General features: G+C 63.8%; 26 protein-coding genes. 22 read left to right on the top strand and 4 right to left on the bottom strand.

The window, feature by feature from the left end; genetic code table 11:
- Positions 1–28: 28 nt before the first annotated feature.
- The 3 genes from DBR47_RS04010 to DBR47_RS04000 form a co-directional block, all read right to left on the bottom strand.
- Positions 29–3,427, bottom strand: a complete 3,399-nt coding sequence (locus DBR47_RS04010; RefSeq protein WP_124447186.1) for a response regulator — start codon at positions 3,425–3,427, stop codon at positions 29–31.
- An 80-nt stretch (positions 3,428–3,507) separates the two neighbouring features.
- Positions 3,508–4,599 (bottom strand): tripartite tricarboxylate transporter substrate binding protein, encoded by a 1,092-nt coding sequence (locus tag DBR47_RS04005; RefSeq protein ID WP_124447184.1) that lies wholly within the window; start codon positions 4,597–4,599, stop codon positions 3,508–3,510.
- 116 nt (positions 4,600–4,715) lie between these two features.
- Positions 4,716–5,441: a Crp/Fnr family transcriptional regulator gene (locus DBR47_RS04000; RefSeq protein WP_124447182.1), complete on the bottom strand. Its 726-nt coding sequence runs from the start codon at positions 5,439–5,441 to the stop codon at positions 4,716–4,718.
- Between the two features lie 165 nt (positions 5,442–5,606).
- On the opposite strand from DBR47_RS04000, the gene DBR47_RS03995 reads away from it, so the two are divergent.
- From DBR47_RS03995 to DBR47_RS03955, 9 genes are all read left to right on the top strand, one after another.
- On the top strand, positions 5,607–7,616 hold the full coding sequence (locus DBR47_RS03995) for a long-chain fatty acid--CoA ligase (protein WP_124447180.1): 2,010 nt from the start codon (positions 5,607–5,609) through the stop codon (positions 7,614–7,616).
- Positions 7,613–8,398 carry an ABC transporter ATP-binding protein gene (locus DBR47_RS03990; protein WP_124447178.1) on the top strand — a complete coding sequence of 262 codons (786 nt, stop codon included), beginning with the start codon at positions 7,613–7,615 and terminating at the stop codon, positions 8,396–8,398. The genes DBR47_RS03995 and DBR47_RS03990 overlap by 4 nt, the downstream gene beginning before the upstream one ends.
- Positions 8,399–8,408: 10 nt before the next feature.
- Complete coding sequence (locus DBR47_RS03985; protein WP_124447176.1) at positions 8,409–9,338, top strand: branched-chain amino acid ABC transporter permease; 930 nt, start codon at positions 8,409–8,411, stop codon at positions 9,336–9,338.
- 98 nt (positions 9,339–9,436) lie between these two features.
- Positions 9,437–10,501, top strand: coding sequence for a branched-chain amino acid ABC transporter permease (locus DBR47_RS03980; RefSeq protein WP_124447174.1), 1,065 nt, complete (start codon positions 9,437–9,439; stop codon positions 10,499–10,501).
- Positions 10,502–10,569: 68 nt separating this feature from the next.
- Positions 10,570–11,895 (top strand): ABC transporter substrate-binding protein, encoded by a 1,326-nt coding sequence (locus DBR47_RS03975; RefSeq protein ID WP_124447172.1) that lies wholly within the window; start codon positions 10,570–10,572, stop codon positions 11,893–11,895.
- Between the two features lie 124 nt (positions 11,896–12,019).
- Positions 12,020–12,832: an ABC transporter ATP-binding protein gene (locus DBR47_RS03970; RefSeq protein ID WP_124447170.1), complete on the top strand. Its 813-nt coding sequence runs from the start codon at positions 12,020–12,022 to the stop codon at positions 12,830–12,832.
- Entirely contained in the window at positions 12,829–13,131 is a 303-nt protein-coding gene (locus DBR47_RS03965) for a hypothetical protein (RefSeq protein ID WP_124447168.1), read from the top strand. Before DBR47_RS03970 ends, DBR47_RS03965 begins: the two co-directional genes overlap by 4 nt.
- On the top strand, positions 13,128–14,402 hold the full coding sequence (locus DBR47_RS03960) for a phenylacetate--CoA ligase family protein (RefSeq protein ID WP_124447165.1): 1,275 nt from the start codon (positions 13,128–13,130) through the stop codon (positions 14,400–14,402). Before DBR47_RS03965 ends, DBR47_RS03960 begins: the two co-directional genes overlap by 4 nt.
- Before the next feature lie 124 nt (positions 14,403–14,526).
- Positions 14,527–15,531 carry a tripartite tricarboxylate transporter substrate-binding protein gene (locus DBR47_RS03955; RefSeq protein ID WP_370454862.1) on the top strand — a complete coding sequence of 335 codons (1,005 nt, stop codon included), beginning with the start codon at positions 14,527–14,529 and terminating at the stop codon, positions 15,529–15,531.
- A gap of 11 nt (positions 15,532–15,542) precedes the next feature.
- On the opposite strand, the gene dtd is transcribed toward DBR47_RS03955, so the two are convergent.
- Positions 15,543–15,983 (bottom strand): D-aminoacyl-tRNA deacylase, encoded by a 441-nt coding sequence (dtd, locus tag DBR47_RS03950; RefSeq protein WP_124447163.1) that lies wholly within the window; start codon positions 15,981–15,983, stop codon positions 15,543–15,545.
- A gap of 110 nt (positions 15,984–16,093) precedes the next feature.
- Here dtd and argB point away from each other — a divergent pair, with 110 nt between their 5' ends.
- The 13 genes from argB (at position 16,094) to tatC (ending at position 24,303) form a co-directional block, all read left to right on the top strand.
- Complete coding sequence (gene argB, locus DBR47_RS03945; RefSeq protein ID WP_124447161.1) at positions 16,094–17,014, top strand: acetylglutamate kinase; 921 nt, start codon at positions 16,094–16,096, stop codon at positions 17,012–17,014.
- A gap of 73 nt (positions 17,015–17,087) precedes the next feature.
- Positions 17,088–17,771, top strand: a complete 684-nt coding sequence (locus DBR47_RS03940; RefSeq protein ID WP_124447159.1) for a pyrimidine 5'-nucleotidase — start codon at positions 17,088–17,090, stop codon at positions 17,769–17,771.
- A gap of 223 nt (positions 17,772–17,994) precedes the next feature.
- Positions 17,995–18,684, top strand: a complete 690-nt coding sequence (locus DBR47_RS03935) for a response regulator transcription factor (protein WP_124447157.1) — start codon at positions 17,995–17,997, stop codon at positions 18,682–18,684.
- 165 nt (positions 18,685–18,849) lie between these two features.
- Positions 18,850–19,536 carry a nucleoid occlusion factor SlmA gene (gene slmA, locus DBR47_RS03930; RefSeq protein WP_124447698.1) on the top strand — a complete coding sequence of 229 codons (687 nt, stop codon included), beginning with the start codon at positions 18,850–18,852 and terminating at the stop codon, positions 19,534–19,536.
- A gap of 76 nt (positions 19,537–19,612) precedes the next feature.
- Entirely contained in the window at positions 19,613–20,548 is a 936-nt protein-coding gene (locus DBR47_RS03925) for an ATP-binding protein (protein ID WP_124447155.1), read from the top strand.
- A complete protein-coding gene (locus DBR47_RS03920; RefSeq protein ID WP_124447153.1) occupies positions 20,541–21,035 on the top strand; it encodes an NUDIX domain-containing protein in 495 nt (164 codons plus the stop codon). The genes DBR47_RS03925 and DBR47_RS03920 overlap by 8 nt, the downstream gene beginning before the upstream one ends.
- Before the next feature lie 30 nt (positions 21,036–21,065).
- Positions 21,066–21,455, top strand: a complete 390-nt coding sequence (gene hisI, locus DBR47_RS03915) for a phosphoribosyl-AMP cyclohydrolase (RefSeq protein WP_124447151.1) — start codon at positions 21,066–21,068, stop codon at positions 21,453–21,455.
- A 13-nt stretch (positions 21,456–21,468) separates the two neighbouring features.
- Positions 21,469–21,837, top strand: a complete 369-nt coding sequence (locus DBR47_RS03910; protein ID WP_124447149.1) for a phosphoribosyl-ATP diphosphatase — start codon at positions 21,469–21,471, stop codon at positions 21,835–21,837.
- Positions 21,830–22,219 carry a hypothetical protein gene (locus DBR47_RS03905; RefSeq protein ID WP_124447147.1) on the top strand — a complete coding sequence of 130 codons (390 nt, stop codon included), beginning with the start codon at positions 21,830–21,832 and terminating at the stop codon, positions 22,217–22,219. Before DBR47_RS03910 ends, DBR47_RS03905 begins: the two co-directional genes overlap by 8 nt.
- Positions 22,220–22,255: 36 nt before the next feature.
- Positions 22,256–22,606, top strand: coding sequence for a histidine triad nucleotide-binding protein (locus tag DBR47_RS03900; protein ID WP_124447145.1), 351 nt, complete (start codon positions 22,256–22,258; stop codon positions 22,604–22,606).
- Between the two features lie 101 nt (positions 22,607–22,707).
- Positions 22,708–22,938 carry a Sec-independent protein translocase subunit TatA gene (gene tatA / locus DBR47_RS03895; protein ID WP_124447143.1) on the top strand — a complete coding sequence of 77 codons (231 nt, stop codon included), beginning with the start codon at positions 22,708–22,710 and terminating at the stop codon, positions 22,936–22,938.
- Between the two features lie 51 nt (positions 22,939–22,989).
- Positions 22,990–23,499, top strand: a complete 510-nt coding sequence (gene tatB / locus DBR47_RS03890; protein WP_124447141.1) for a Sec-independent protein translocase protein TatB — start codon at positions 22,990–22,992, stop codon at positions 23,497–23,499.
- Between the two features lie 6 nt (positions 23,500–23,505).
- On the top strand, positions 23,506–24,303 hold the full coding sequence (tatC, locus tag DBR47_RS03885; RefSeq protein ID WP_124447139.1) for a twin-arginine translocase subunit TatC: 798 nt from the start codon (positions 23,506–23,508) through the stop codon (positions 24,301–24,303).
- Positions 24,304–24,310: the final 7 nt, after the last annotated feature.

The following is a 24,310-nucleotide window of genomic DNA, read 5'->3' as shown; positions in this document are numbered from 1 at the left end:
GCCAGCCCCCCCGCTTCGAGATGCGGTATCAAGACGCCGAAGCGGTGGCGTCCAGGCAGCGCAGGGCCTGCTCGAAGTCGAAGTGATGGATGGCGGTCTGCACCTCCTGGGCCAGGCCGGCATCCAGCCCGCTCAGCGTGCTGGCGTGGGCTAGCCAGAAATCCTCGCAATCGCTATCGCCCTCATGCAGCTTGGTCCTGAGCTGGGCCAGCACGTCCTGCAAGTCCGCCGTGCTGGCGCCGTGGACGGGCGCGGGGGCAAGGGGCGTGGCAGCGCTCGAGGCTAGGGCGGTTTCAATCGCTTCGATCAGCGCCCGCAGGCTTGGCCCCAGCTCGGCCAGCAAAGCTTGGACCTCGGGGCCATCGCCCTGGGCTTCGAGGCCATGCTCCAGCCGCCCGGCCAGGGCTTGCAGGCCATGGGCACCGATATTGCCGCTGACGCCTTTAAGCGTGTGGGCCAGACGTACGGCGGTATTGCGATCGCCTTCGGCCAAGGCGGCGCGCAGGGCGCTGGCGGTCTGGGCCTGACCGGCGCAGTAGCGGCGCAGGATATTGAGGTAAAGCTCGCTGTTACCGGCCGAATGGGCCAAGCCCTGGGCCAGATCCAGGCCGGCGATGGCCGCGGGCAGCTGGGGCCGGGCCGGGTTGGGCGGCAGGCTCTGAGGCTTGGCGGCCGGCTCTGGCTCCGCGCTTGGCGCGGGCAGCCAGCGCAGCAGGGTCTGCCAGAGCAGATCGGGCTCGATGGGCTTGGGCACGAAATCATTCATGCCCGCGCTCAGGCAGCGCTGCCGGTCGCTCTCGCGGGCATTGGCCGTCATCGCGATGATGGGCAGCTTGGCGAACTGGGCTTGTTTGCGGATCTCCTGGGTGGCGACCAGGCCATCCATCAAGGGCATTTGCATGTCCATCAGCACCAGGGCATAGCTTTGCCGGGCCAGGCATTGCAAGGCCTCCACCCCGTTCTCGGCCACATCGACCTGCAGGCCCACGCCGCTGAGCAGTTCGCTGGCGACCAGCTGATTGATGTCGTTGTCCTCGGCCAGCAGGATGCGCTGGCCGCGGTAGCGGCTCATGGCCGCCTCATGCTCATTGCCGCTGCTCAGGCCGTGCCGGTTCAAGCTGGGCTGGGCGTCCGCCGTCGACTTATTGAGCGAGCGGCGCAAGGCCTCGCCGAGCGCGCCGCTGCTGACCGGCTTGGCCAGAAAGTCCTGAATGCCAGCCGCATGGGCTTGGCGCAGGCCCTCCTCGCTGCGGTCGGCCGAGACCAGCACGACAGGCAGCTCGGGCCAGCGTTCACGGGCCTGGCGGCTCCAGGCAATGCCGTCCATCTCCGGCATGATCCAGTCCACCAAGGCCAGCTGTACGGGCTGGCCGGCCTGGGCGGCGCTCTGCAGGATTTGCAAGGCGGCCGCGCCGGACTGGGCCTTGCTGACGCGCAAGCCCAGGCGGCTCAGCAGATCGCTGAGCACCTCCACCGCATAAGGGCTGTCGTCCACCACCAGGGCGTGCAGGCCTTGCAACTCGCGCGGGTGGCTCTGCGGCCGGGGCTGGCTGGACTTGCCGAACTGGGCGGTGAACCAGAAGCTGCTGCCCTGGCCAAAGACGCTTTCCACGCCCACATCGCCGCCCATCTTTTCGGCCAGGGTTTTGGCGATCACCAGGCCCAAGCCTGTGCCGCCGAAGCGGCGCGAGGTGGAGGCATCGGCCTGGGTGAAGGGGCGGAAGAGCTTGGCCAGCTGCTTGGGCGTCATGCCGATGCCGGTGTCGGTGATGGCAAAGCGCAGCTTGATCTTGTCTACCGCCGCAGGCTGGCTGCTGATGATCAGGCGCACCGCGCCCTGCTCGGTGAATTTGATCGCGTTATTGCAGAAGTTGATCAGGATCTGGCCCAGGCGCAGCGGGTCGCCCACCAGCTGCAGCGGCACCTCGGGGGCCAGCTCGAAGGTCAGCTCCAGGCCCTTGGCATAGGCCTTCTCGGAGATCAGGGTGGCCAGGCCGTCCAGCACCTCTTCCAGGCTGAACTCGGTGGACTCGATGTCCAGCTTATTGGCCTCGATCTTGGAGAAGTCCAGGATGTCGTTGATGATGCCCAGCAGGTGGTGGCCGGAGGCGTAGATCTTCTCCACATACTCCTGCGGGCGCGCGGGCAGATCGGTGCGCAAGAGCAAACGGCTCAGACCGATGATGGCGTTCATGGGGGTGCGGATTTCGTGGCTCATATTGGCCAGGAACTCCGACTTGCTGCGGTCAGCCGCCTCGGCCGCGGCCTGCGCCCTGGCCGTCGCGCGGAAGCTGCGCGCCACGCCCAGCACCAGCAGCACCAGCAGCAAGCTCATGGCCAGACCCGCCGCGGCGATGGTGTTGGCATTGCTCTGGCCCAGCTCGGCATAGAACTGCGGGCGTGGACGAAGCACGATCTCCCAGGAGCGCTCGGCCGATAGCACCGAGAGCACCGCATCGTTTTTATCGGCTTCGGCCGCCGTCGCTTGGGAGGCGCTGCCCCCACCGGCCTTGGCCGCCAGCTCCACCTTGTAGGTGGAGAAGAGCAAATCGCGTTCGCCGGAAACATCGTAGACCCGCAGCTCCAGATGCGCGGCCCGGGCGCGCTGGGCCGCTTCCTGGAACAGGCGGTCGATGTCGACGATGGCGCTGACATAGCCTTTGACATGGGCTCGGCGCTCGGACAGGGTGTTGCGCTCGCTCTTGCCGAACACGGCGGTGGTGATGGCGAAGCAGCGATGTTGCGCACTGGGCACATTGGGCGAGTCGTGTTCGGTCTCGGCCTCGTTGTCGGCGCTGTGGCCGCAGAACTCGCTGAAAGCGGCCGAGGCCACGCTGCGCCCGCTGTCGCGCGCCAGCAGGGCGGGCTCGGTGCGCACCGGGTCCTGGCTCACATCCAAACCGATCAGGGCCTGATCCGGGGGCTCGACGAAGAGCCGGGGCAGATAGCTGGCGCGATGCTGGGCGCGTTGCAGCATGCCGTTCTTGGGCTGCTCCATCAGGACGAAATTGTCCATGCCCAGGTTTTGCGCCAGCGTCTCAAATTCGTGCAGCTGGGCATGCTCCACCTTGGGCAGCCACTCCATGGCGTCGATCTGGGGCAAGCGACGACGGACCTGACGCACATAGTCGCGCCAGCTGTCGCGCTGCAACTGCTCTTGGGCGCTGACCATCAGGCCGGCGGCGGAAACGGCCTCGACCGCACGGGTCAGCTCCAGGTCAAAGGCGTCCAACACCGCCCGGGAGGCGCCGTCCAGGCGCTCATGTGATTTCAGCTCCTCGGCCGTCAGCGTGGTGCGGTAGAGCTGCCAGGTGATGGCCAGGCCGGTACAAAGCGCCAACAGGGCGCCGCCCAGGGCCAGCCAGATCAGCCGGCTTGGGCCCGCAAAGAACAGGCGGTGACGCTGGGGCAGGGCGTTATTGGGCATGGGCGAAGGAGGCCTGCTCAGACCTGGGCTCCTGGGCCGGTGGGTGTTGCTGCTGCACTCATGCCGGACTCACGCTGCACTCATGGGGCACTGCCCTGCATGCGGCTGAGCACGGCCAGCTCCTCGAACAAGCTGGCTTGCTCGCGCGCGAAGCGCTCCGCTGCCTTGGCGTCGAACTGGATGCCGCTGCTGCCGAACTGAGGGGTGGCACTCAGCCATTCAGGGTCGCGGGCCACGCGTTTGAGCGCGTCCTGCCATTGGGCCAGCACCGCAGCCGGCAGGCCGCGTGGCGCCACCAGGGCCGACCAGCCCGAGAGCTTGACCATATCGCGCAGGCCGACCTCGCTGGCCGTGGGGATCTGGCTGAACTCCGACATGCGGGTGCTGGAGGTGCTGAACAAGGCGTTCAGCCGGCCCTCCTTGACCCTGGGAATGACGGTGGAGGCATTGCTGCAGATGAAGTCCACCTCGCCGCGCTCCAGCGCCTGCAAGACCTCGCCCGAGCTGCTCAGGTGCAGGGCGCTGGCCGCCGTGGGCTTGAGGCCGCCGAGCTTGAGCATATAGCTGACGCTCATGTTCTGGATGCTGCCCGCGCCGGCGGTGGCGTACTTGAGCTTGCCGGGGCTGCGGCGCAGCTCATTGAGCAACTCGCGCGGGTTCGAAAGCTTGGAATTCTTGCCCACGGCGCAGACCATGGGGCTGATCTCCAGCACGGCCAGAAAGCTGAAGGCCTGCCAGTCGTAGCCGCCTTGTGCGCTGAGTGCCGGCGCGATCACCAGATTGCCCACCCGACCCAGCATCAAGGTGTAGCCGTCCTTGGGGCTGGAGGCCAGTTCCTGGGCGGCCGTCATGCCGGAGTTGCCGACCCGGTTCTCCAGCAGGAACTGGGCGCCCGGCAAATGCTTTTGGGCCAGCGGCGCCAGGCGGCGGGCCGTGCCGTCCGCGTCGCCGCCCTGGGCGTAGGGGATCAGGAGCTTGATTTCGCGCTCGGGGTAGCGCTCAGGCGTGCGCGCCGTGCCGGCAGCCAAGGCCCAGCCGGGCAGCAGCGCGGCAAGCAGGCCCAGTGCCCAGCGTCTCGCATAAGGCGCGGGCCTTGCGGCAGCGAAAGGAGGTGGCGGGCCCTGATCGACGCTTTGCTCCATCCTGGCCTTGAGCCTGCAGGAAAAACTCATCGGACGACTCCATCTGAGTGAGGCTGGTTCCAGCAAGAAGCCTACTGCAAAGCGCCATGTAATTAGGGCATTATTTTTACCGCCACAGCCGCGCCGCGACAGTGCCTGGCCCGCACTCAGACCTTGGGAAAGCTCTGCAAACCCGCCAGATTGAGCACCCGCAGGCCGCCGTACTCGATGCTGATCAGCTGATCTCGGGCCAGGCGGTTGAGGGCTTGATTGACGCGCTGGCGCGACAAACCCACCAGATAGCCTAGCTCCTGCTGGGTGATGCGCAACATGCTGCCCACACCGGGGTAGAGCTGGGGGTGGAAGAGTGCGGCCAGATTGCGGGCCACGCGCAGATCGGGGTCGCTGATGCGGTCGATCTCGCGGGCGGCGATGAATTGCCCGAGCCGCTCATTCAATTGGTTCAGCATGAAGCGGTTGAAGGCGATGCTGTTCTCCAGCAGCTCGTGAAAGCTGTCGATGGGCAGGCCGGCCACGATGCTGGGCCGCAGCACCTGGATGTTGTAGCGGTAGCACTCGCGCTTGAGCAAAGTGCCCTCACCAAACCAGCCGCCCGGCGGCACGCCGGTGAAGGTGATGGGCTGGCCGGATGAGTCGTCATTGCTCATCTTCAGCAGGCCGTCGATGACGCCGAACCAGAAATTGGCCTTGCGGCCGATGCGGCAGATGCGCTCGCCCACCTCGGCGTCGGCCACCTCCAGCCGCGCAATCGCGCGCTCGCGCTGCTCGGGGCTGAGCAAGCTCAGCCAGGGGATGGCGTCGAGCTCGGCGGCGGTGGCGGTTCTGGCACGTTGGCGCAGGGCGACATGACTGGATACATCGACGGAGTGCATCCCACAGTGTTCTCCGCTGAGGGTGACAGGAGGCTTACAAATGCCCGTCAAATCCCTCCGGGAAAGCACGCCCCCGGAGTCTCCCTAGGATTGTCGTTGCAATGACAGGCAGGCGTCAAAGTCGCGCCTACTATCCGGCCACAACAAAGCCTGTGGGCCTGTCGCATGGCGACAAGCCCGCCGAGCCCAAAGGAGACAATTCCGGTGGACGACGAAGCAAGCAAGGGGACGACCTTCCCACGCCTTCTGCTGGCCCATGCGGCCCAGCGGCCCGAGGCTCCTGCCCTGCGCGAGAAGGAATACGGCATCTGGCAGACCCTCTCTTGGGCTGCGCTGGCCGCGCTGGTCCGCGAGATGGCCCATGGCCTGGCGCATGCGGGCCTGCGCCGGGGCGACCATTTGCTGGTGGTGGGTGAGAACCGGCCGCGTCTGTCGGCCGCCATGCTGGCCGCCCAGTCCCTGGGGGCCGTGCCCGTGCCGCTTTATCAGGACGCTGTGGCGGCTGAATTTGTTTTTCCGGTCAATAACGCAGAGATCGCTTTTGCGGTGGTGGAGGACCAGGAGCAGGTGGACAAGATGCTGGAGCTGCGTGAGCACTGCCCGCAGCTGGGCCACATCTGGTTCGACGATCCGCGCGGCCTGCGTAGCTATGCTGAAGCCGGCCTGGCCTCGCTGGACCAGCTCTGCGCGGCCGGCCGCGCCCATGCGGAGCTGCACCAAGACTTTTACGCCCAGGCCGTGGGCCAGGGTCGCGCCAGCGATGTGGCGGCCATGTTCTTCACCTCGGGCACGACGGGCAACCCCAAGGGCGTGGTCCACACCCATGCCAGCCTGATCGACCGCGCCCAGGCCGGTGCGCGCTTTGACAAGCTCACCGCTTCCGAGGAGGTGTTGGCCTATCTGCCGCCCGCCTGGATTGGCCAGAACATCTTCAGCTACGCCCAGTGGATCGCCTGCGGCTACGTGGTGAACTGCCCCGAGTCCACCAGCACCGTCAGCATCGATCTGAAGGAGATCGGGCCGACCTACTACTTCGCCCCGCCGCGCGTGTTCGAGGGCCTGCTGACCAGTGTGATGATCCGCATGGAAGACGCCTCCGCACCCAAGCGCTGGCTGTTCCAGGCCTGCATGAAGCTGGCCCGCCGCGTCGGCCCGGCCCTGATGGATGGCAAGGATGTGGGGCTGCTGGACCGCCTGAAATACGCATTAGGCAATCTGGCCATTTACGGCCCGCTGCGCAACACGCTGGGCTTCAGTCGGGTGCGGGTGGCTTACACGGCGGGCGAGGCGATTGGCCCCGATCTGTTCAGCTTCTACCGCAGCATAGGCATCAATCTCAAGCAGCTTTATGGCTCGACCGAGACGGCGGTGTTCGTCTGCCTGCAGCCGGACCACGAGGCACGGGCCGACACGGTGGGCGTGCCCATCGAAGGTGTGGAAATCAAGTTGAGCGACAGCGGGGAGATCCTCGTCAAATCGCCGGGATTGCTCAGGGGCTATTACAAAAACGAGGCGGCCACCGCCGAGGTGCTGACGCCGGAAGGCTGGTACCACACCGGCGACGCCGGCTTTATCGACGCGCATGGTCATTTGAAGATCATCGACCGCGCCAAGGATGTGGGCCGGCTCAAGGGCGGCGCTTTCGACGCCGCCATGTTCGCGCCCAAGTATGTGGAGAACAAGCTCAAGTTCTTTGCCCACATTAAGGAGGCGGTGGCCTTTGGCGATGGGCGCGAGAAGGTCTGCGCCTTCATCAATATCGATTTCGATGCGGTGGGCAACTGGGCCGAGCGGCGCAATATCGCCTACGCGGGCTATACCGATCTGGCGCAAAAGCCCGAGGTCTATGCCTTGATTCGCGACTGTGTGGAGCAGGTCAACGCCGATCTGGCCGAGGACGAGCTGCTGGCCGGCAGCCAGATCACGCGCTTCCTGATCCTGCACAAGGAGTTGGATGCCGATGACGGCGAGCTGACCCGCACCCGCAAGGTCAGGCGTGGCGCGATTGCAGAGAAGTACGCGGTCTTGATCGACGCATTCTACGGGGGCAAAAGCTCGCAATTCATCGAGACCGCGGTGCGCTTTGAGGACGGCCGGGCGGGCTCGGTCTCGGCTGACCTGAAGATCAGTGATGCGAAAACCTTCGCACCCGCAGCGACGAGGAGGGCCGCCTGATGGCTAAAAAGATTGGCGATGTCATCCTCGACATCCAAAACATCAGCCTGAGTTTCGGCGGCGTGAAGGCGCTGACGGACATCAGCTTCAATGTGCGCGAGCATGAGATCCGCGCCATCATCGGCCCCAACGGCGCGGGCAAGAGCTCCATGCTCAATTGCATCAACGGTGTCTATCAGCCGCAGCAGGGCTCCATCGCCTTCCGTGGCAAGACCTTCAAGCACCTGAGCTCACGCCAGGTGGCCGAGATGGGCGTGGCCCGCACCTTTCAAAACCTGGCCCTGTTCAAGGGCATGAGCGTGCTGGACAACATCATGACCGGCCGTACCCTGCATATGAAGACCGGCCTCTTGATGCAGGCCCTGCGCTGGGGCCCGGCCGAGCGCGAAGAGAGCGCCCAGCGCGAGAAGGTCGAACGCATCATCGACTTTCTGGAGATCCAGGCCTATCGCAAAACACCCGTGGGTCGCCTGCCCTATGGCCTGCAAAAGCGGGTGGACCTGGGCCGCGCCTTGGCCATGGAGCCGCAGGTCTTGCTGCTGGACGAGCCCATGGCCGGCATGAATGTGGAAGAGAAGCAGGATATGTGCCGCTTCATCCTGGACGTGAACGACGAGTTCGGCACCACCATCGTCTTGATTGAGCACGATATGGGCGTGGTGATGGACATCTCGGACCGGGTCGTCGTGCTGGACTACGGCAAGAAGATCGGCGACGGCGCGCCCGATGAAGTTCGGGGTAACGAAGACGTGATCCGCGCCTATCTCGGCACGACGCACTAAAGGGTTGGCCATGGGATTTTTGATTGAAACCATCTTCGGCGGCCTGATGACGGGCATGCTGTACAGCCTGATCGCCCTGGGCTTTGTCTTGATCTACAAGGCCAGCGGGGTGTTCAATTTCGCGCAAGGGGCCATGGTGCTGTTCGCCGCCCTGGCCATGGCCCGCTTCACCGAATGGATCCCGCAATGGACGGGCATCAGCAACCCGGTGCTGGTCAATGTGCTGGGCTTTATCGCCGCCTGCGCGGTGATGGTGGCGGTGGCTTGGCTCATCGAGCGCCTGGTGCTGGGCAAGCTGGTCAACCAAGAAGGCATCACGCTTTTGATGGCCACCATCGGCGTGACCTATCTGCTGGAAGGCCTGGGCCAGACCTTGTTCGGCTCGGACATCTACAAGATCGATGTGGGCATGCCCAAGGACCCGATCTTTTTGTTCGAGAAGACTTTTGAAGGCGGTGTGCTGGTCAACAAGGAAGACCTGTACGCCGCCTTGATCGCTGCGGCCATGGTGGTTCTGCTGGCCTTGTTCTTTCAGAAGACCTCGACCGGCCGGGCGCTGCGCGCCGTGGCCGACGACCACCAAGCGGCCCAGTCCATCGGCATCCCGCTCTCGCGCATCTGGGTCATCGTCTGGGCCGTGGCCGGCATCGTGGCCTTGGTGGCCGGGGTCATCTGGGGCAGCAAATTAGGCGTGCAGTTCTCGCTCTCCCTGGTGGCACTGAAAGCCTTGCCGGTGGTGATTCTGGGCGGGTTGACTTCGGTGCCCGGCGCCATCATCGGCGGCCTGGTGATAGGCGTGGGCGAGAAGGTCTCCGAGGTGTACCTGGGCCCCTTGATGGGCGGCGGCATCGAGATCTGGTTTGCCTATGTGCTGGCGCTGTTGTTCTTGCTTGTCAGGCCGCAAGGCTTGTTCGGCGAAAAGATCATTGACCGCGTATGACGCGGGCAATGATCTTTCGACGCCGGCTAACTTTGCGCAGCAAAGTTAAGCGAACGCAGTGAGCGGCCAAAGTCAAAAAATCATCGAGGAATCAGCCCATGCTTTACCGTGAGAACGGCCAGTTCAAAACCTCTTACCGCGCGGACAGCCAGATCTTCGCGATCCGGCAGGACCGCGTCGCCATCCTGGCCTTGCTGATCGCCGCCTTTGTCTTGATGCCGCTGCTGGCTTCGGACTACCTGTTCAGTGCCATCCTGATCCCGTTTTTGATCCTTTCGCTTGCGGCCCTGGGTCTGAATGTGCTGGTGGGCTATTGCGGGCAGATCTCGCTGGGCACGGGGGCCTTCATGGCCGTCGGGGCCTATGCGGCCTATAACTTCCAGGTCCGCATCGAAGGCATGCCGCTGATCGCGTCCATCTTGCTGGGCGGCTTGTGTTCCACCGCGGTGGGTGTGCTCTTTGGCATCCCTTCGCTGCGCATCAAAGGCCTGTATCTGGCGGTGGCCACGCTGGCGGCGCAGTTCTTTTGCGACTGGGCCTTTTTGCGCATCAAATGGTTCACCAACAATTCCTCCTCGGGCAATGTCTCGGTGTCGGACTTGAACCTGCTGGGTTTCTCGCTGGACGCGCCGGTGCAGAAGTATTTGTTTGTGCTGAGCTTCGTCAGCGTCTTTGCCCTGCTGACCAAAAACCTGGTGCGTGGCGCCATTGGCCGCGAGTGGATGGCCATGCGGGATATGGACGTAGCGGCGGCAGTCATCGGCATCCGTCCCGTCTACGCCAAGCTGACGGCGTTCGCCGTGAGCAGCTTTATCGTCGGCGTGGCGGGCGCCCTGTGGGGCTTTGTGCATCTGGGCTCCTGGGAGCCGGCGGCGTTTTCCATCGACCGTTCCTTCCAGCTGCTCTTCATGGTCATCATCGGCGGCCTGGGTTCGGTGATGGGTAGCTTTTTCGGCGCGGCCTTCATCATCTTTTTGCCCATCGTGCTGAACCAGCTGCCGCAGGCGCTGGGCATTCATATCGGCACCGAGACGGCTTCTCATCTGGAGCTGATGGTGTTCGGCGCCTTGATCATTTTCTTCCTCATCAAAGAGCCTCACGGCCTGGCGCGGCTGTGGTCCACGGCCAAGGAGAAATTGCGCCTCTGGCCTTTCCCTCACTGAGCGTTTGATTGTTTTGTTCAATACCACGGCGGGCCCCAAGGTCGCCGATTACAGGAGACAAAAGCATCATGAAACTGAAGACATTTGCAATCGCCGGAGCCCTGACGGCCCTGGGTCTGACCGGTCTGGTGAGCGAGGCCCTGGCGCAAGCCAAGGAGCAGTTCTTCCCCCTGCTGGTCTACCGCACCGGCCCTTACGCCCCCAATGGCACGCCCTGGGCCAATGGCAAGCAGGACTACATCAAGATGATCAACGCCCGCGACGGCGGCGTGAATGGCGTCAAGATCACTTTTGAAGAATGCGAAACCGGCTACGCCACCGACAAGGGTGTGGAATGCTATGAGCGCCTGAAAGGCAAGGGTGCCTCGCTATTCGACCCCCAGGCCACCGGCATCACCTTTGCCCTGACCGACAAGGTCATCAAGGACAAGATCCCCCTGGTGACCCTGGGCTACGGCCTGTCGGCCTCGCAGGACGGTGGTGTGTTCAAGTGGAACTTCCCGCTGATGGGCAGCTACTGGACGGCGGCCGATATGTTGATCCAGCATCTGGCCAAGAAAGAGGGGGGCTTCGACAAGCTCAAGGGCAAGAAGATTGCCCTGGTTTATCACGACTCGCCCTTTGGCAAAGAGCCCATGCCCTTGTTGGACGAGCGCCAGAAGATGCATGGCTTTGAGCTGATCAAGATCCCTGTGACCGCGCCGGGTGTCGAGCAAAAGTCCGCCTGGCTGCAGGTGCGCCAGCAGCGGCCCGACTATGTGTTGCTGTGGGGCTGGGGCGTGATGAACTCCACCGCGCTGAAAGAAGCCCAGGCGACCGGCTTCCCGCGCGAGAAGATGTATGGCGTCTGGTGGGCAGGTGCTGAGCCCGATGTCAAGGACGTGGGCGAGGGCGCTAAGGGCTATAACGCCCTGGCACTGAACACCTCGGGCCAAAGCCCCAAGGTGATCCAAGACATCCTCAAGTATGTGCACGGCAAGGGCGAGGGCACAGGCCCCAAGGACGAAGTTGGCTCGGTGCTCTACACCCGCGGGCTGATCATCCAAATGCTGGGCATCGAGGCCGTGCGCCGCGCGCAGGAGCGCTTCGGCAAGGGCAAGGTCATGACGGCCGAGCAGGTGCGCTGGGGTCTGGAGAACCTGGCCCTGGATCAGAAGCGCCTCGACGCTCTGGGCTTTGCTGGTGTGTTGCGCCCCATCAGCACCTCCTGCCAAGACCATATGGGCTCGACCTGGGCCCGCGTCCACACCTGGGACGGCGCCAAGTGGAACTTCAGCTCCGACTGGCTGCAGGCTGATGAGCAAATCATCAAACCCATGGTCAAGTCCGCCGCGGATAAGTACGCGGGTGAGAAGAAGCTGGAGCGCCGCGCCCCGGCCGATTGCCAATCCTGATCCTGGCTTAGTCCGCCTCCCCCTCTCTGCGTAGGGGGCAGGGCTCCACGAGGAGCCCTCGCAGCAGCGCCGCGTGCGACGCTGCTGCGAGTCAAGCGTCTTTCTGCACTGCGATGAGTAGCCTATGAACAACCCGAATATTCTGCTGAACGTCAACGGCATCGAGGTCATCTACAACCATGTGATCCTGGTGCTCAAGGGCGTGTCCTTGCAGGTCAAGGAGGGCGGCATCGTGGCCTTGCTGGGCGGCAATGGGGCGGGCAAGACGACCACCTTGCGGGCCGTCTCCAATCTGCTGGCGGGCGAGCGCGGCGAGGTGACCAAGGGCTCGATTGAGTTGCGCGGCGAGCGCATCGAAAACCTGTCCACCTCCGAGATGGTCAACCGGGGCGTGATCCAGGTGATGGAGGGGCGGCACTGCTTTGCCCACCTCAGCATCGAAGAAAACCTGATGACCGGTGCCTACACCCGCAAGGACGGCCGGGCGGCGGTGCAGCAGACCCTGGACAAGGTCTATAACTACTTCCCTCGACTGAAGACCCGGCGTGCCTCGCAAGCCGCCTACACCTCGGGTGGTGAGCAGCAGATGTGCGCCATCGGCCGCGCTCTGATGGCCAATCCCAAGATGGTCTTGCTGGACGAGCCCTCCATGGGCCTGGCGCCGCAAATCGTCGAGGAGGTGTTTGAGATCGTCAAAGACCTCAACACCAAGGAAGGCGTGACCTTTTTGCTGGCCGAGCAAAACACCAGCATGGCCCTGCGTTATGCCGACTACGGCTACATCCTGGAAAGCGGCCGGGTCGTGATGGACGGCGAGGCCCAGGCCTTGCGCGAGAACGAGGATGTGAAGGAGTTCTATCTCGGCACCGGCGGTGGCGATAGAAAGAGCTTCAAGGATGTGAAGAGCTACAAGCGCAGAAAGCGTTGGCTGGCATGAGTGGCGAAGACGATTTCTTTGCCCCGCCGGCCTTCAAGCCTGAGGAGGCCTTGCTGACGCTCAAACGCAATCTGCGTGATCTGCGCGCATTGCAGAACCAGGGCGACAGCTTCACGCTGCGGGGTCAGGTCTTGCTGGAACTCAGTGTTGCCGACGGGCTCTTGCACGCGCGCCTGGCCAAGCGCCCGGCGCAAAGGCCGGAGTGGGATTTGAAGCTCTGCAAGAACAGCGCCGATGTGCGCAGGCTGCAAGACGAGATCAAGCGCCGACTGATGCTTTGGACGGATGAAAGCCCATGACGAGCCAAGACATTTTTTTTGATGTGCTGGAAGCCCGCGACCCGCAGCTGCGCGAGCAGGCCTTGCTGGCTGCCTTGCCGGCGCAGATCGCCCATGCCCAGGCCCACACCACCGCCTATGCCGAACTCCTGGCCGGGGTGGAGGCCAGCGCCATCAACAGCCGCGCCGCCCTGGCTCGGCTGCCCGTGATACGCAAGAGCGAGTTGCTGGCGCGTCAACAGGCGCAGCGAGGCCAAGATCCTTTCGGTGGCTTTGCGGCCATTGGCTGGTCCGGTCTGCTGCGCTCAGGCGGCGCGCGCCGGGTCTTCCAATCGCCCGGCACGATTTACGAGCCCGAGGGCGAGGGCCCCGACTACTGGCGCGTGGCCCGCGCCCTGTACGCCGCCGGCATGCGGGCGGGCGACTTGCTGCACAACGGCTTCAGCTATCACCTGACCCCTGCCGGCGCCATGATGGAGGGCGGTGCCCGCGCCCTGGGCTGCACCGTTTTTCCCGGCGGTGTGGGCAATACCGAGCTGCAGCTGCAGGCGATCGCCGAGCTGCGTCCACACGGTTTTGTGGGCACACCCAGCTTCTTGAAGATTCTTTTGGAGAAGGCGGCCGACACCGGCGTGGATGTGAGCAGCCTGCACAAGGCCTTGTTCAGCGGCGAGGCTTTCACGCCCTCGCTGCGCGACTGGTTCGCGGCGCGTGGGGTCCAGGGTTTTCAGTGTTATGCCACGGCCGATTTGGGGCTGATTGCCTACGAGACCAGCGCTCGTGAGGGCCTGGTGCTGGCCGAGGGCGTGATCGTCGAAATCGTGCGCCCAGGTACGGGTGAGCCCGTGCCGGACGGCGAGGTGGGCGAGTTGGTGGTGACCACGCTCACGCCCGGCTACCCGCTGATCCGCTTTGGCACCGGCGATCTCTCGGCGATCTTGCCCGGCACTTGCCCCACGGGGCGCAGCAATCGCCGCATCCGTGGCTGGATGGGCCGGGCCGATCAGTCGGCCAAGGTGCGCGGCATGTTTGTCCACGCTGGCCAGGTGGCCGAGGCCTTGCGGCGTTTTACTGGCCTGGGCCGGGCCCGCCTGGTGGTGGAGGGCGAGATGGCACAAGACCGTATGTGCCTGAAGGTGGAGCTGGACGGCGCGGCGCCCGAAGGCCTGGCCGAAGGTTTGGCCCAGGCCATGCGAGACATCACCAAGCTGCGCTGCGAGGTGCAGCTGGTGCTGGCTGGAAGCCTGCCCAATGACGGCAAGGTGATCGAGGACGCCCGCAGCTATCAGTGAGTCCAGGCCCTGGGGTCAGGTCTTGCTGATCAGGGCAGGGCGATCTACGTAATACCCGTTAGTTGCCCGGCCTCTCCCCGGCCTAGCATCCCAGCTGCGCGACCGTTCGCGCCGGGTGGGAGAGATGGACAACAAGAAGCGATTTGGTAGGCGCTGGCTAACAAGCGTTTTGAGCGCAGCTCTGGGGCTGACGGCCATGCACGCCGCGCGGGCGGAGTTCCCAGATCGCCCCATCACCCTGGTCGTGCCCTTTCCGGCCGGCGGCCCCAGCGATCTGCTGGCCCGCGATCTGGCCGAGGCCTTGCGCAAAAGCCTGGGCGTGGCGGTGCAGCGCGAGAATATCGGTGGCGGTGGCGGCACGGTGGGTGCGGCCAAGGTGGCGCGCGCGCCGGCCGATGGCTACACCTTGCTTTTGCATCACATCGGCATGGCCACGGCGCCGGCCCTGTACCCGGCCCTGGCTTACAAGCCGCTGGAGGACTTTGACTATCTGGGCCTGATCAACGAGGTGCCCATGGTGTTGGTGGGCCGACCCGGCTTGCCGGCCAAGAACTATGCGGAGCTGAGCCAGTGGATGGTGGCCAACCGCGGCAAGATCAATCTGGCCAATGCCGGCCAGGGTTCGGCCTCGCATCTGTGCGGCATGCTGTTTCGCAGCGTCACCCATCTGGATTTGCGCACGGTGCGCTACCGCGGCGCTTCACCGGCCATGGCCGATCTCTTGGCCGATCAGGTCGACCTTTTGTGTGACCAAACCAGCGACACCGCCGCCCAGATCGCCCGGGGCCGGATCAAGGCCTATGCCGTGGCCAGCGGCCAGCGCCTGACGACCCTGCCCAATCTGGCGGCCGTGCCCACCTTGGATGAGCTGGGGCTCAAGGGCTTTTCGGTCTCGGTCTGGCATGGGCTTTATGCCCCGCACGGCACGCCCAAAGCGGCGCTGGACAAGATTGCGGCGGCCTTGCAGCAGGTTAGAGCCGACCCCGCCTTTCGCGCCGCGCTGGCCGCTCAGGGCGCCACCTTGATCGAAGACAGCCGCAGCCAAGGCCCCGAGCACAAGAAGTTCGTCAAGGCCGAGATCGCCAAATGGGGGGCGGTGATACGGGCGGCGGGCAGTTACGCCGACTGAAGAGGGCCGACTCAGTTGATGCGCAGGGGAATGGTCACCGGCCCGTCGTTGAGCAGGCTCAACTGCATATCCGCGCCGAACTCGCCGCAGGCCACCTCGGGGTGCAGGCGCCGCGCCTGGGCCAGGCAGTAGTCGTAGAGCTGGCGGCCCAGGTCGGGCCCGGCGGCGCCGGTGAAGCTGGGGCGCTTGCCGCTGCTGGTGTCGGCGGCCAAGGTGAATTGGGACACGATCAAGAGCCCGCCCTGCACATCTTGCACGCTCAGATTCATCTTGCCGGCCGCGTCGCTGAAGATGCGCAGGCCCAGCACCTTGTTGATCAGCTTGTCGGCCTGCGCCTCGGTGTCCGTTGGCTCGGCGCAGACCAGCATCAAAAGGCCTGGGCCGATGGCGCCCACCACCTGGCCGGCCACCTCGACCTTGGCATGTTTGACTCTTTGCAGCAGGGCGATCACTGAGGCTCCTTGATGAAATTCCTGGGGCGCATTGTCTCCTCGCCTTCTCCGGGTTTTGCCGGGGTGCGCCCTACAATCTGGGCCTCATTCCTGCTTCTTTCATCGCCGCCATGAAAATTGAGTCCGCCGCTCCTGCCGTCTCCACGGATGTCTCCCACATCGCCCCGCGCGAGAAGGCCGAGATTCTTTCCCAGGCGCTGCCCTATATCCGTAAATTCCACGGCAAGACCATCGTCATCAAGTACGGCGGCAATGCCATGACCGACCCGGCCCTGCAGCAGGATTTTGCCGAGGACGTGGTGCTCCTGAAGTTGGTGGGCCTGAACCCGGTGGTGGTGCATGGCGGCGGCCCGCAGATCGAAGGCGCGCTGAGTCGCCTGGGCAAGAAGGGGCACTTCATCCAGGGCATGCGCGTCACCGACGAAGAAACCATGGAAGTGGTGGAGTGGGTGTTGGCCGGCCAGGTGCAGCAAGACATCGTGGGCCTGATCAATGTGGCCGGCGGCAAGGCCGTGGGCCTGACCGGCCGCGACGGCGGCATGATCCGCGCCAAAAAGCTCAAGATGCTGGACAAGGACGACCCGGCCAAGGAACACGATATCGGCCAGGTGGGCGATATCGTCAGCATCGACCCCAGCGTGGTCAAGGCCTTGCAAGATGACCAGTTCATCCCCGTCATCAGCCCCATCGGCTTTGGCGAGCAAAACGAGAGCTACAACATCAATGCCGATGTGGTGGCGGGCAAGCTGGCCGAGGTGCTCAAGGCCGAGAAGCTGGTGCTGCTGACCAACACGCCCGGCGTGCTGGACAAGGCCGGCAATCTGCTGACTGATCTGAGCGCGCGCGAGATCGACGCCTTGTTTGCCGACGGCACTTTGTCTGGCGGCATGCTGCCCAAGATCGCCTCGGCCCTGGACGCCGCCCGCAGTGGCGTCAACGCCGTTCACATCATCGATGGCCGGGTGCCTCACGCCATGCTGCTGGAGATCTTGAGCGACCAGGCGTACGGAACGATGATTCGATCCCACTAAGGGATCGAAGGCTTGTTCCGCGTCTGAGCGAAGCGAGGACTTGCAATGATTCGATCTCACTGAGACTGCCAAATTGAGGGCGCCCGTCTGGTTCTTTGACCTCGACAACACCTTGCACAACGCGTCTGCGCAGGTGTTTGCTGAGCTCTCGCAAGCCATGACGGACTACATCGTCCGCCATCTGCAAGTGGAAGCCGCCGAGGCCAGCCGTCTGCGTGGCCACTACTGGCGGCGCTACGGCGCCACCTTGCTGGGCTTGGTCAAGCACCACGGTGTGAGCGCCGCCCACTTCTTGCACGAGACCCATGCCCTGCCGGGCCTGGAGTCGCATGTGCACAGCCATGCCCATGATCTAGCCGCCCTGCGCGAGTTGCCCGGGCGCAAATTCCTGCTGACCAACGCCCCCCTGGCCTATGCCTTGCGGGTGCTGCGGGCCTTGAAGATGGACGACTGTTTTGAGGCCGTGATCGCGATGGAGCAGATGGCCATGTTTGGTGAGTTGCGGCCCAAGCCCGACGCCCGCATGTTCCGCCATTTGCTGGCCAGATTGCGTCTGCGGCCCAGCGATTGCATCTTGGTCGAAGACACCTTGATTCATCAAAAATCCGCCCGCCGTGTGGGCATGCAGACGGTGTGGATGCAGCGCTGGTTGCGCGCGGCTGCTAAGACCCAGAGTCCGCAGACCGGCCGAAGCCTGCGCAGCCGCCCCGCCTACGTGGATAGACGCGTCAGCAGCCTGCGCCAGTTGTTGCGTTGAGAGGAATTAAGGAGCGCGGTCTAAACACCGAGGCGCCTTGGCTTTCATAGATGAAAGCTGAAGATATCGGTGATAGTTGGCATTTTGAGCTGTGTTGATCCCATGATCGTAGGGTGAGTTTTGAGGAGTCGGCGCGTTATGGTGTGACATCCCGGTGTCGCGTGGTCATAAGCCTGTAACACCGGCCGACCTTTTGAAGACCGATGTCATTACCGTGAAATCCATGCCTACTTTTTCCGTGCTGATTGTTGAAGACCAGGCCCGGTTTCGCGACGCCTTTGTGCACTCCTTGTCCAATGTTCGCGACATCCAGCTGCTGGGTGTCGCGCCCGACCTGATGCAGGGCATGCGTTTGTTCGATCAGTACCGGCCCGATGTCTTGCTGGTCGATCTGGACCTGCCCGGCGGCAGCGGCATCGAGCTGATTCGTCACGCCGCCCATGTCAAACCCGATTGTGAGGTGATGGTGATCTCGGTGTTCGGGGATGAGCAGCATGTGCTCTCCAGCATCGAGGCCGGCGCCACCGGCTATCTGCTCAAAGACAGCCTGGCTCTGGACCTGCCTGGGCAGCTGCGCAGCCTGCGCGCTGGCGGCAGCCCCATCAGCCCAGTCATCGCGCGTCGTCTGCTGATTCGTCTGGCACCTGCCAGCGCCGGCGTGGCCATGCCCGCGGTGCATGACCCGTCCATGGGTGCGCTGCTGGAGGAGGATGCGATCGCCTTGTCCGAGCAGGAATCACGGGTGCTGCATCTGGCCGCCAAGGGTTTCACCTTTGATGAAATCGCGCAGTTCATGAGTGTGTCTTCGCATACGGTGACTACCTATGTGAAGCGGGTCTACCGCAAGCTGCATGTGCGCTCCAAGGTGGAGGCCATTTACGAAGCCAGGCGCCTGGGCTGGCTGCGCGACTAAGAGCTGCAGCGTCCACCCGGCGGGCTGCGCGCAGCGTGGATCGAGGGGCTTGCCGGCTGTGACAGAATCCCCGGCAATCTTCCCCTGAATTTTTTGCCGATGCCCGCCTCCTTGCCCGATCTGTCTTTGTCCGAATCCACCCTGAGTGAAGGGGCGGCGGCTCCCATGGCCGCGGCCCATTTGCCAGCTTCGGAACAGGCCCAGGAGCAAAGCCCGGAGTCGGTGCCGGGCGCTGCTGAGGAGGCCGTGTCCGCCGAGGCCGCGCCGGCTCGCAAACGCCCCCGGCCCGGCGAGCGCCGCGTGCAAATCTTGCAGACCCTGGCCGGCATGCTGGAGCAGCCTGGCGCCGATCGCGTCACCACCGCCGCACTGGCGGCCAAGCTGTCCGTGAGCGAGGCGGCGCTGTATCGCCATTTCGCCAGCAAGGCGCAGATGTTTGAGGGCCTGATCGAGTTCATCGAAGGCAGCATCTTCACCCTGTTGAACCAGATCGTGGAGCGCGAAGGCTCGGGCCAGGCCCAGGCGCAGAAAATCGTCGCCGTGCTGATGCAGTTCGGCGAGCGCAATCCCGGCATGACCCGGGTGATGGTGGGCGATGCCCTGGTCTACGAAAACGAGCGCCTGGTGGCGCGCATGAACCAGTTTTTCGACCGCATCGAATCCACCCTGCGTCAGGTTTTGCGCAATGCCGCTGAGGCACGGGGTTCGGCCACGCCCACGGTGGAGGCCAATGCCCAGGCCTCGGTGCTCTTGAGCTTCATGATCGGCCGCCTGCAGCGCTATGCCCGCTCGGGCTTCAAACGCCTGCCCACCGAGCAGCTGGAGTTCTCGCTGAAATTGTTGGTGGCCTGAGGCGCTGGCGGGCTGCAGGCAAGCCCGGCGCCGGTCCTGCGGGCCCTGCTTGCTTCTCAATCCTCACCTCTTTGTCATGACTGATTCCTTGCAAGCATTCCTGACCCGTGCCGAGGGCCTGCTGGCCCGTGTGGAGGCGCTGCTGCCTCCCGCCCCGGTCGCCCCCGACTGGTCTGCCTCGGTGGCTTTTCGCTATCGCAAACGGGGTGGGCGCTGCGTGCTGGAGCCGGTGCGCCATGTGGCGCAGATCCGCTTGCAGGAGCTCAAAGAGGTCGAGCCGCAGAAGCAGCGCTTGCTGCAAAACACCGCCCAATTCGTGGCCGGGCGCCCGGCCAACAATGTCTTGCTGACCGGCGCGCGTGGCACGGGTAAGAGCTCCTTGATCAAAGCCTGCTTGAATGAGTTCGCGCCGCAAGGCCTGCGCCTGATCGAGGTGGACAAGGCCGATCTGGTCGAGTTGCCTGATCTGATCGAGCTGGTGGCCGAGCGGCCTGAGCGCTTTGTGATCTTTTGCGACGACCTCAGCTTTGACGAAGGCGAGGCCGGCTACAAGGCATTGAAGTCGGTGCTGGATGGTTCGGTTTCCGCTGCCAGCGACAACCTGCTGATCTACGCCACCAGCAATCGTCGCCACCTCCTGCCCGAGCAGATGCGCGACAACCTGGGCTACAAGCACACCGAGAACGGCGAGGTCCATCCCGGTGAGGCGGTGGAGGAGAAGATTTCTCTGTCGGAGCGCTTCGGCCTCTGGCTGAGTTTTTATCCCTTCAGCCAGGAAGAATACCTGGCCATCTGTGCCCAGTGGCTGCGCGCCTTGGGGCTTGGTGAGGCAGACATCAGCGCCGCCCGCCAGCCCGCTCTGGTGTGGGCGCTGGAGCGCGGCTCACGTTCGGGCCGGGTGGCCTACCAGTTTGCCCGCGATCTGGCCGGGCGCGGCGGGCTGGACGCCACGCTAGCACCGAGCAATGCAGCGGCGAACACGCCGCCTCCCGAAGGTCTGGACCATGTCTGAGAGTGAATTGAAGCAAGTACAAGAAGAACAAGCAGCGACCGTGCGCAAGGCCGTGGATGTGGCCGTGGGTGTTTTGGTGGAGCGCGATGCGCAGGGCCGGGAAGGGCGTTTTTTGCTGACCTCGCGGCCGGTCGGCAAGGTCTATGCCGGTTACTGGGAATTCCCCGGCGGCAAGCTGGAGGCGGGCGAGAGCGTGGAGCAGGCCTTGGCGCGTGAGTTGCACGAAGAGCTAGGCATCACCATCGGCCCGGCTCATGCCTGGCAGGAGCTGACCATGGACTATGAGCATGCGCGCGTGCGCCTGCATTTCTGCAAGGTCTACGAGTGGCGCGGTGAGTTTGAGATGCGCGAGCAGCAGGCCATGGCCTGGCAGGAACTGCCGGTGCAGGTGCAGCCGGTCTTGCCCGGCACCATCCCCGTGCTGGACTGGTTTGCCGCCGAACGTGGCTTTGTTGGCCCCACCTATCTGAGCGTCGCTGAAACCTGACTTTCGTCCTGCCCCACTACACTCGTAGCGATGAACTGCTTGGATCACATCAAATGGGACGCCGCCGGCCTGGTGCCGGTGATCGCGCAGGAGCACAGCACGGGGGATGTGCTGATGTTTGCCTGGATGAACCGCGAGGCCTTGCAACTGACCATGGAGAAAGGCGAGGCGGTGTACTGGAGCCGTTCGCGCGGCAAGCTGTGGCACAAGGGCGAGGAGTCCGGCCATATTCAGAAGGTGCATGAAATGCGCCTGGACTGCGACAACGATGTGATCTTGCTGCGCATCACCCAACAAGGGCATGAGCCTGGCATTGCTTGCCACACCGGCCGGCATTCCTGCTTCTACCAGCGCTTTGAATCGGGCGCCTGGGTGGCGGTTGAGCCCGTGCTCAAAGACCCTGGCAGCATTTACAAATGACGGTTTTCTTCCGATGACAACACGTTTGGACGGCAATGACATCTTGAACCGGGTCGCCGCGGTGATCGAATCGCGCAAGCCCAGCAATGGTGGCGACCCCGGCACCAGCTACGTGGCCAAGCTGTTCGACAAAGGCCTGGACGCGATCTTGAAAAAGGTCGGCGAGGAGGCATGTGAGACGGTGATGGCGGCCAAGGACGGCGACGCCCAGAAAATCGTTTACGAGGTGGCCGATCTCTGGTTTCACTCGCTGATCGCGCTCTCGCATTTCGGCCTCAAGCCCGAACAGGTCTTGGCCGAGTTGGCGCGTCGCGAAGGCCTGTCGGGCCTGCAGGAGTTTGCCGCCCGCAGCAAGATCACGGAGGAGGAACCCAATGACTGAGGAAATCGCCGATACGGTGCTGCTGGATCCGCAGCGCGAGCAGTCCCTGCGCACGGTGGGTTTGATCAGCTATCTGCTGCACACGGTGGTGGCGGTGGGCGCGGTGCTGCCGGGTGTGCAGGCCAGCGTGTTCTTGCTGCTGCTGGCGGTGATTCTGGATTTGGTCAAACGCGATGAGGCGGCCGGCTCCTGGCAGGCCTCGCACTTCAGCTGGCGCTTGCGCAGCGTGATGTGGGCGGGCGGCCTGTATCTGATCACCGCGCCGCTGTGGCTCTTGCTTTTGGTGCCGGGTTGGATTGCCTGGGCGCTGATCTCGATTTGGTTCCTCTACCGCATCGTGCGGGGCTGGACCACCATGAATGCCGGCCGGGCGATTGTTTGAACCCTGCCCGCGTCAATTTGCCTGACGGAACACACCATGTCTGCCACCGATCCCAACTGCCTGTTCTGCAAAATCGTTGCGGGCCAGATCCCCAGCCGCAAGGCCTATGAAGACGAGCATCTGCTGGCCTTTCACGACATCAACCCTTGGGCGCCGGTCCATGTCTTGATCATCCCCAAGCTGCATATCGCCACGATGGCCGACATCGGCGAGGAGCATGCGGAGCTGCTGGGGCGGATGTCGGTGCTGGCGCCGCGTCTGATGCGCGACTTGGGTGTGACGAATGGCTTCAGAACTGTCATCAACACCGGGCCTGACGGCGGGCAAGAGATTTACCACCTGCATATGCATGTGATGGGCGGCCCACGGCCTTGGCTGAAAGGCTAGAGACTGGCATGCGCCGAAGTCGGGTGGGCTCGCCTGACCCTTTCGTAAAAACTGTCATACGGCCCCACTAGAATCTGGCCATCTACCGTAGGAGAAAAATTATGGGTTCATTCAGCATTTGGCACTGGCTCATCGTTCTTGTGATCGTGGTGCTGGTGTTTGGAACCAAGAAGCTGAAGAACGTGGGCAATGACCTGGGTTCGGCCGTCAAGGGTTTCAAGGACGGCATGAAGGACGGCAGCGCCACGCCCGAGGCGCCGGCGCAGCAGGTCACGGCCAACAAGGCCAGCGACAGCAATACCGTCGACGTCGAAGCCAAGACCAAGTCTTGATCTTCTTGATGCCTTCGAGCCTTTCCACGCTTTTCACCCTGCGCCCCCGGCATGCTTGATTTCGGCTTTGACAAGATTGCCCTGATCGGCGCCGTGGCCCTGGTCGTGCTGGGGCCCGAGCGCCTGCCGCGCGTGGCCCGCACCGTGGGCCATTTGCTGGGCAAGGCACAGCGCTATGTGGCCGACGTCAAGGCCGAGGTGAACCGCTCCATCGAGCTGGAAGAGCTCAAGAAGATGAAGGGTGGCATCGAAGAGGCGGCGCGCGATATCGGTGCCTCGGTGCAGCAGGAGATCAACTCCGCCAGCCAGGTCTTTGAGCAGACTTGGCAGGATGCGACGAGCGGCCTGGATCCGAACAGCAGCTATGCCTATGAGGGTGGCCCGCTGGGTTCAAGCGGCTCGGGCTACCAGCCGCCCAAGAAGAATTGGCGGGTCAAGCGCAGCGCCACCCCGCAGTGGTACAAGCAGCGTCAAGGCGTGCGTCGGTATGTGCAGTCGGGCGCCGCCCGGGTGGCGCGTTTCCGCCCACCTTCTTCTGCCTCCTCGCACCGGATCCCCTGATTCCCCATGACCGATTCCCACAAGCCCGAGGATGAACTCGCCGGCACCGAACAGCCCTTTGTCTCCCATCTGATCGAGCTGCGCGACCGCTTGATCCGCGCCAGCATCGCGGTGGCGGTAATGTTCGGCATTCTGGCCGTCTTCCCCGGCCCCTCGGCGCTCTACGACCTCTTGGCTTCGCCCCTGGTGGCGCATCTGCCCAAGGGCTCGACCATGATCGCCACCAATGTGATCTCGCCCTTTTTGGTGCCGCTGAAAATCACGCTCTTGGCGGCCTTTTTCCTGGCCTTGCCCTTCGTGCTGTATCAGGTCTGGGCTTTTGTGGCGCCGGGCCTGTATTCGCATGAAAAGCGCCTGGTCATGCCCTTGGTGATCTCCAGCACCTTGCTGTTTTTCGTCGGCGTGGCCTTTTGCTATTTCTTCGTCTTCGGTCAGGTGTTCAAGTTCATCCAGGGTTTCGCGCCCAAGAGCATCATGGCGGCGCCCGATATCGAGGCCTATCTGAGCTTTGTGATGTCCATGTTCATCGCCTTTGGCGCCGCATTTGAGGTGCCGGTGGTGGTGGTGGTGGCGGCGCGCATGGGCTTGGTGACGGTGGCCAAGCTGCGCGAGTGGCGCGGCTATTTCATCGTCGTGGCCTTTGTGATCGCGGCCATCATCACGCCGCCCGATGTGGTCTCGCAGCTGGCCCTGGCCATCCCCATGTGCATCTTGTACGAGCTGGGGGTGTTTGCGGCCTCCTACTTCATTCGCTATTCCAAAGCACCGGAGGAAGAGGCCAGCGAGGCGCAGACCAAGGTCTGATCCGCTT

It is taken from the genome of Paucibacter sp. KBW04 (assembly GCF_003852425.1).
GTDB lineage: Bacteria > Pseudomonadota > Gammaproteobacteria > Burkholderiales > Burkholderiaceae_C > Paucibacter_A.
Note: the sequence above shows the minus strand (reverse complement) of the source record. Positions and strands in the feature narration are given on the sequence as shown.

Bases quoted from the DNA above. Each gene is read 5' to 3' on its own strand.
- DBR47_RS04010 (WP_124447186.1), bottom strand. From the start codon at position 3,427: ATGCCCAATAACGCCCTGCCCCAGCGTCACCGCCTGTTCTTTGCGGGC.
- DBR47_RS04005 (WP_124447184.1), bottom strand. From the start codon at position 4,599: ATGAGTTTTTCCTGCAGGCTCAAGGCCAGGATGGAGCAAAGCGTCGAT.
- DBR47_RS04000 (WP_124447182.1), bottom strand. From the start codon at position 5,441: ATGCACTCCGTCGATGTATCCAGTCATGTCGCCCTGCGCCAACGTGCC.
- DBR47_RS03995 (WP_124447180.1), top strand. From the start codon at position 5,607: ATGGCGACAAGCCCGCCGAGCCCAAAGGAGACAATTCCGGTGGACGAC.
- DBR47_RS03985 (WP_124447176.1), top strand. From the start codon at position 8,409: ATGGGATTTTTGATTGAAACCATCTTCGGCGGCCTGATGACGGGCATG.
- DBR47_RS03980 (WP_124447174.1), top strand. From the start codon at position 9,437: ATGCTTTACCGTGAGAACGGCCAGTTCAAAACCTCTTACCGCGCGGAC.
- DBR47_RS03975 (WP_124447172.1), top strand. From the start codon at position 10,570: ATGAAACTGAAGACATTTGCAATCGCCGGAGCCCTGACGGCCCTGGGT.
- DBR47_RS03970 (WP_124447170.1), top strand. From the start codon at position 12,020: ATGAACAACCCGAATATTCTGCTGAACGTCAACGGCATCGAGGTCATC.
- DBR47_RS03965 (WP_124447168.1), top strand. From the start codon at position 12,829: ATGAGTGGCGAAGACGATTTCTTTGCCCCGCCGGCCTTCAAGCCTGAG.
- DBR47_RS03960 (WP_124447165.1), top strand. From the start codon at position 13,128: ATGACGAGCCAAGACATTTTTTTTGATGTGCTGGAAGCCCGCGACCCG.
- DBR47_RS03955 (WP_370454862.1), top strand. From the start codon at position 14,527: ATGGACAACAAGAAGCGATTTGGTAGGCGCTGGCTAACAAGCGTTTTG.
- argB (WP_124447161.1), top strand. From the start codon at position 16,094: ATGAAAATTGAGTCCGCCGCTCCTGCCGTCTCCACGGATGTCTCCCAC.
- DBR47_RS03935 (WP_124447157.1), top strand. From the start codon at position 17,995: ATGCCTACTTTTTCCGTGCTGATTGTTGAAGACCAGGCCCGGTTTCGC.
- slmA (WP_124447698.1), top strand. From the start codon at position 18,850: ATGGCCGCGGCCCATTTGCCAGCTTCGGAACAGGCCCAGGAGCAAAGC.
- DBR47_RS03925 (WP_124447155.1), top strand. From the start codon at position 19,613: ATGACTGATTCCTTGCAAGCATTCCTGACCCGTGCCGAGGGCCTGCTG.
- DBR47_RS03920 (WP_124447153.1), top strand. From the start codon at position 20,541: ATGTCTGAGAGTGAATTGAAGCAAGTACAAGAAGAACAAGCAGCGACC.
- hisI (WP_124447151.1), top strand. From the start codon at position 21,066: ATGAACTGCTTGGATCACATCAAATGGGACGCCGCCGGCCTGGTGCCG.
- DBR47_RS03910 (WP_124447149.1), top strand. From the start codon at position 21,469: ATGACAACACGTTTGGACGGCAATGACATCTTGAACCGGGTCGCCGCG.
- DBR47_RS03905 (WP_124447147.1), top strand. From the start codon at position 21,830: ATGACTGAGGAAATCGCCGATACGGTGCTGCTGGATCCGCAGCGCGAG.
- DBR47_RS03900 (WP_124447145.1), top strand. From the start codon at position 22,256: ATGTCTGCCACCGATCCCAACTGCCTGTTCTGCAAAATCGTTGCGGGC.
- tatA (WP_124447143.1), top strand. From the start codon at position 22,708: ATGGGTTCATTCAGCATTTGGCACTGGCTCATCGTTCTTGTGATCGTG.
- tatB (WP_124447141.1), top strand. From the start codon at position 22,990: ATGCTTGATTTCGGCTTTGACAAGATTGCCCTGATCGGCGCCGTGGCC.
- tatC (WP_124447139.1), top strand. From the start codon at position 23,506: ATGACCGATTCCCACAAGCCCGAGGATGAACTCGCCGGCACCGAACAG.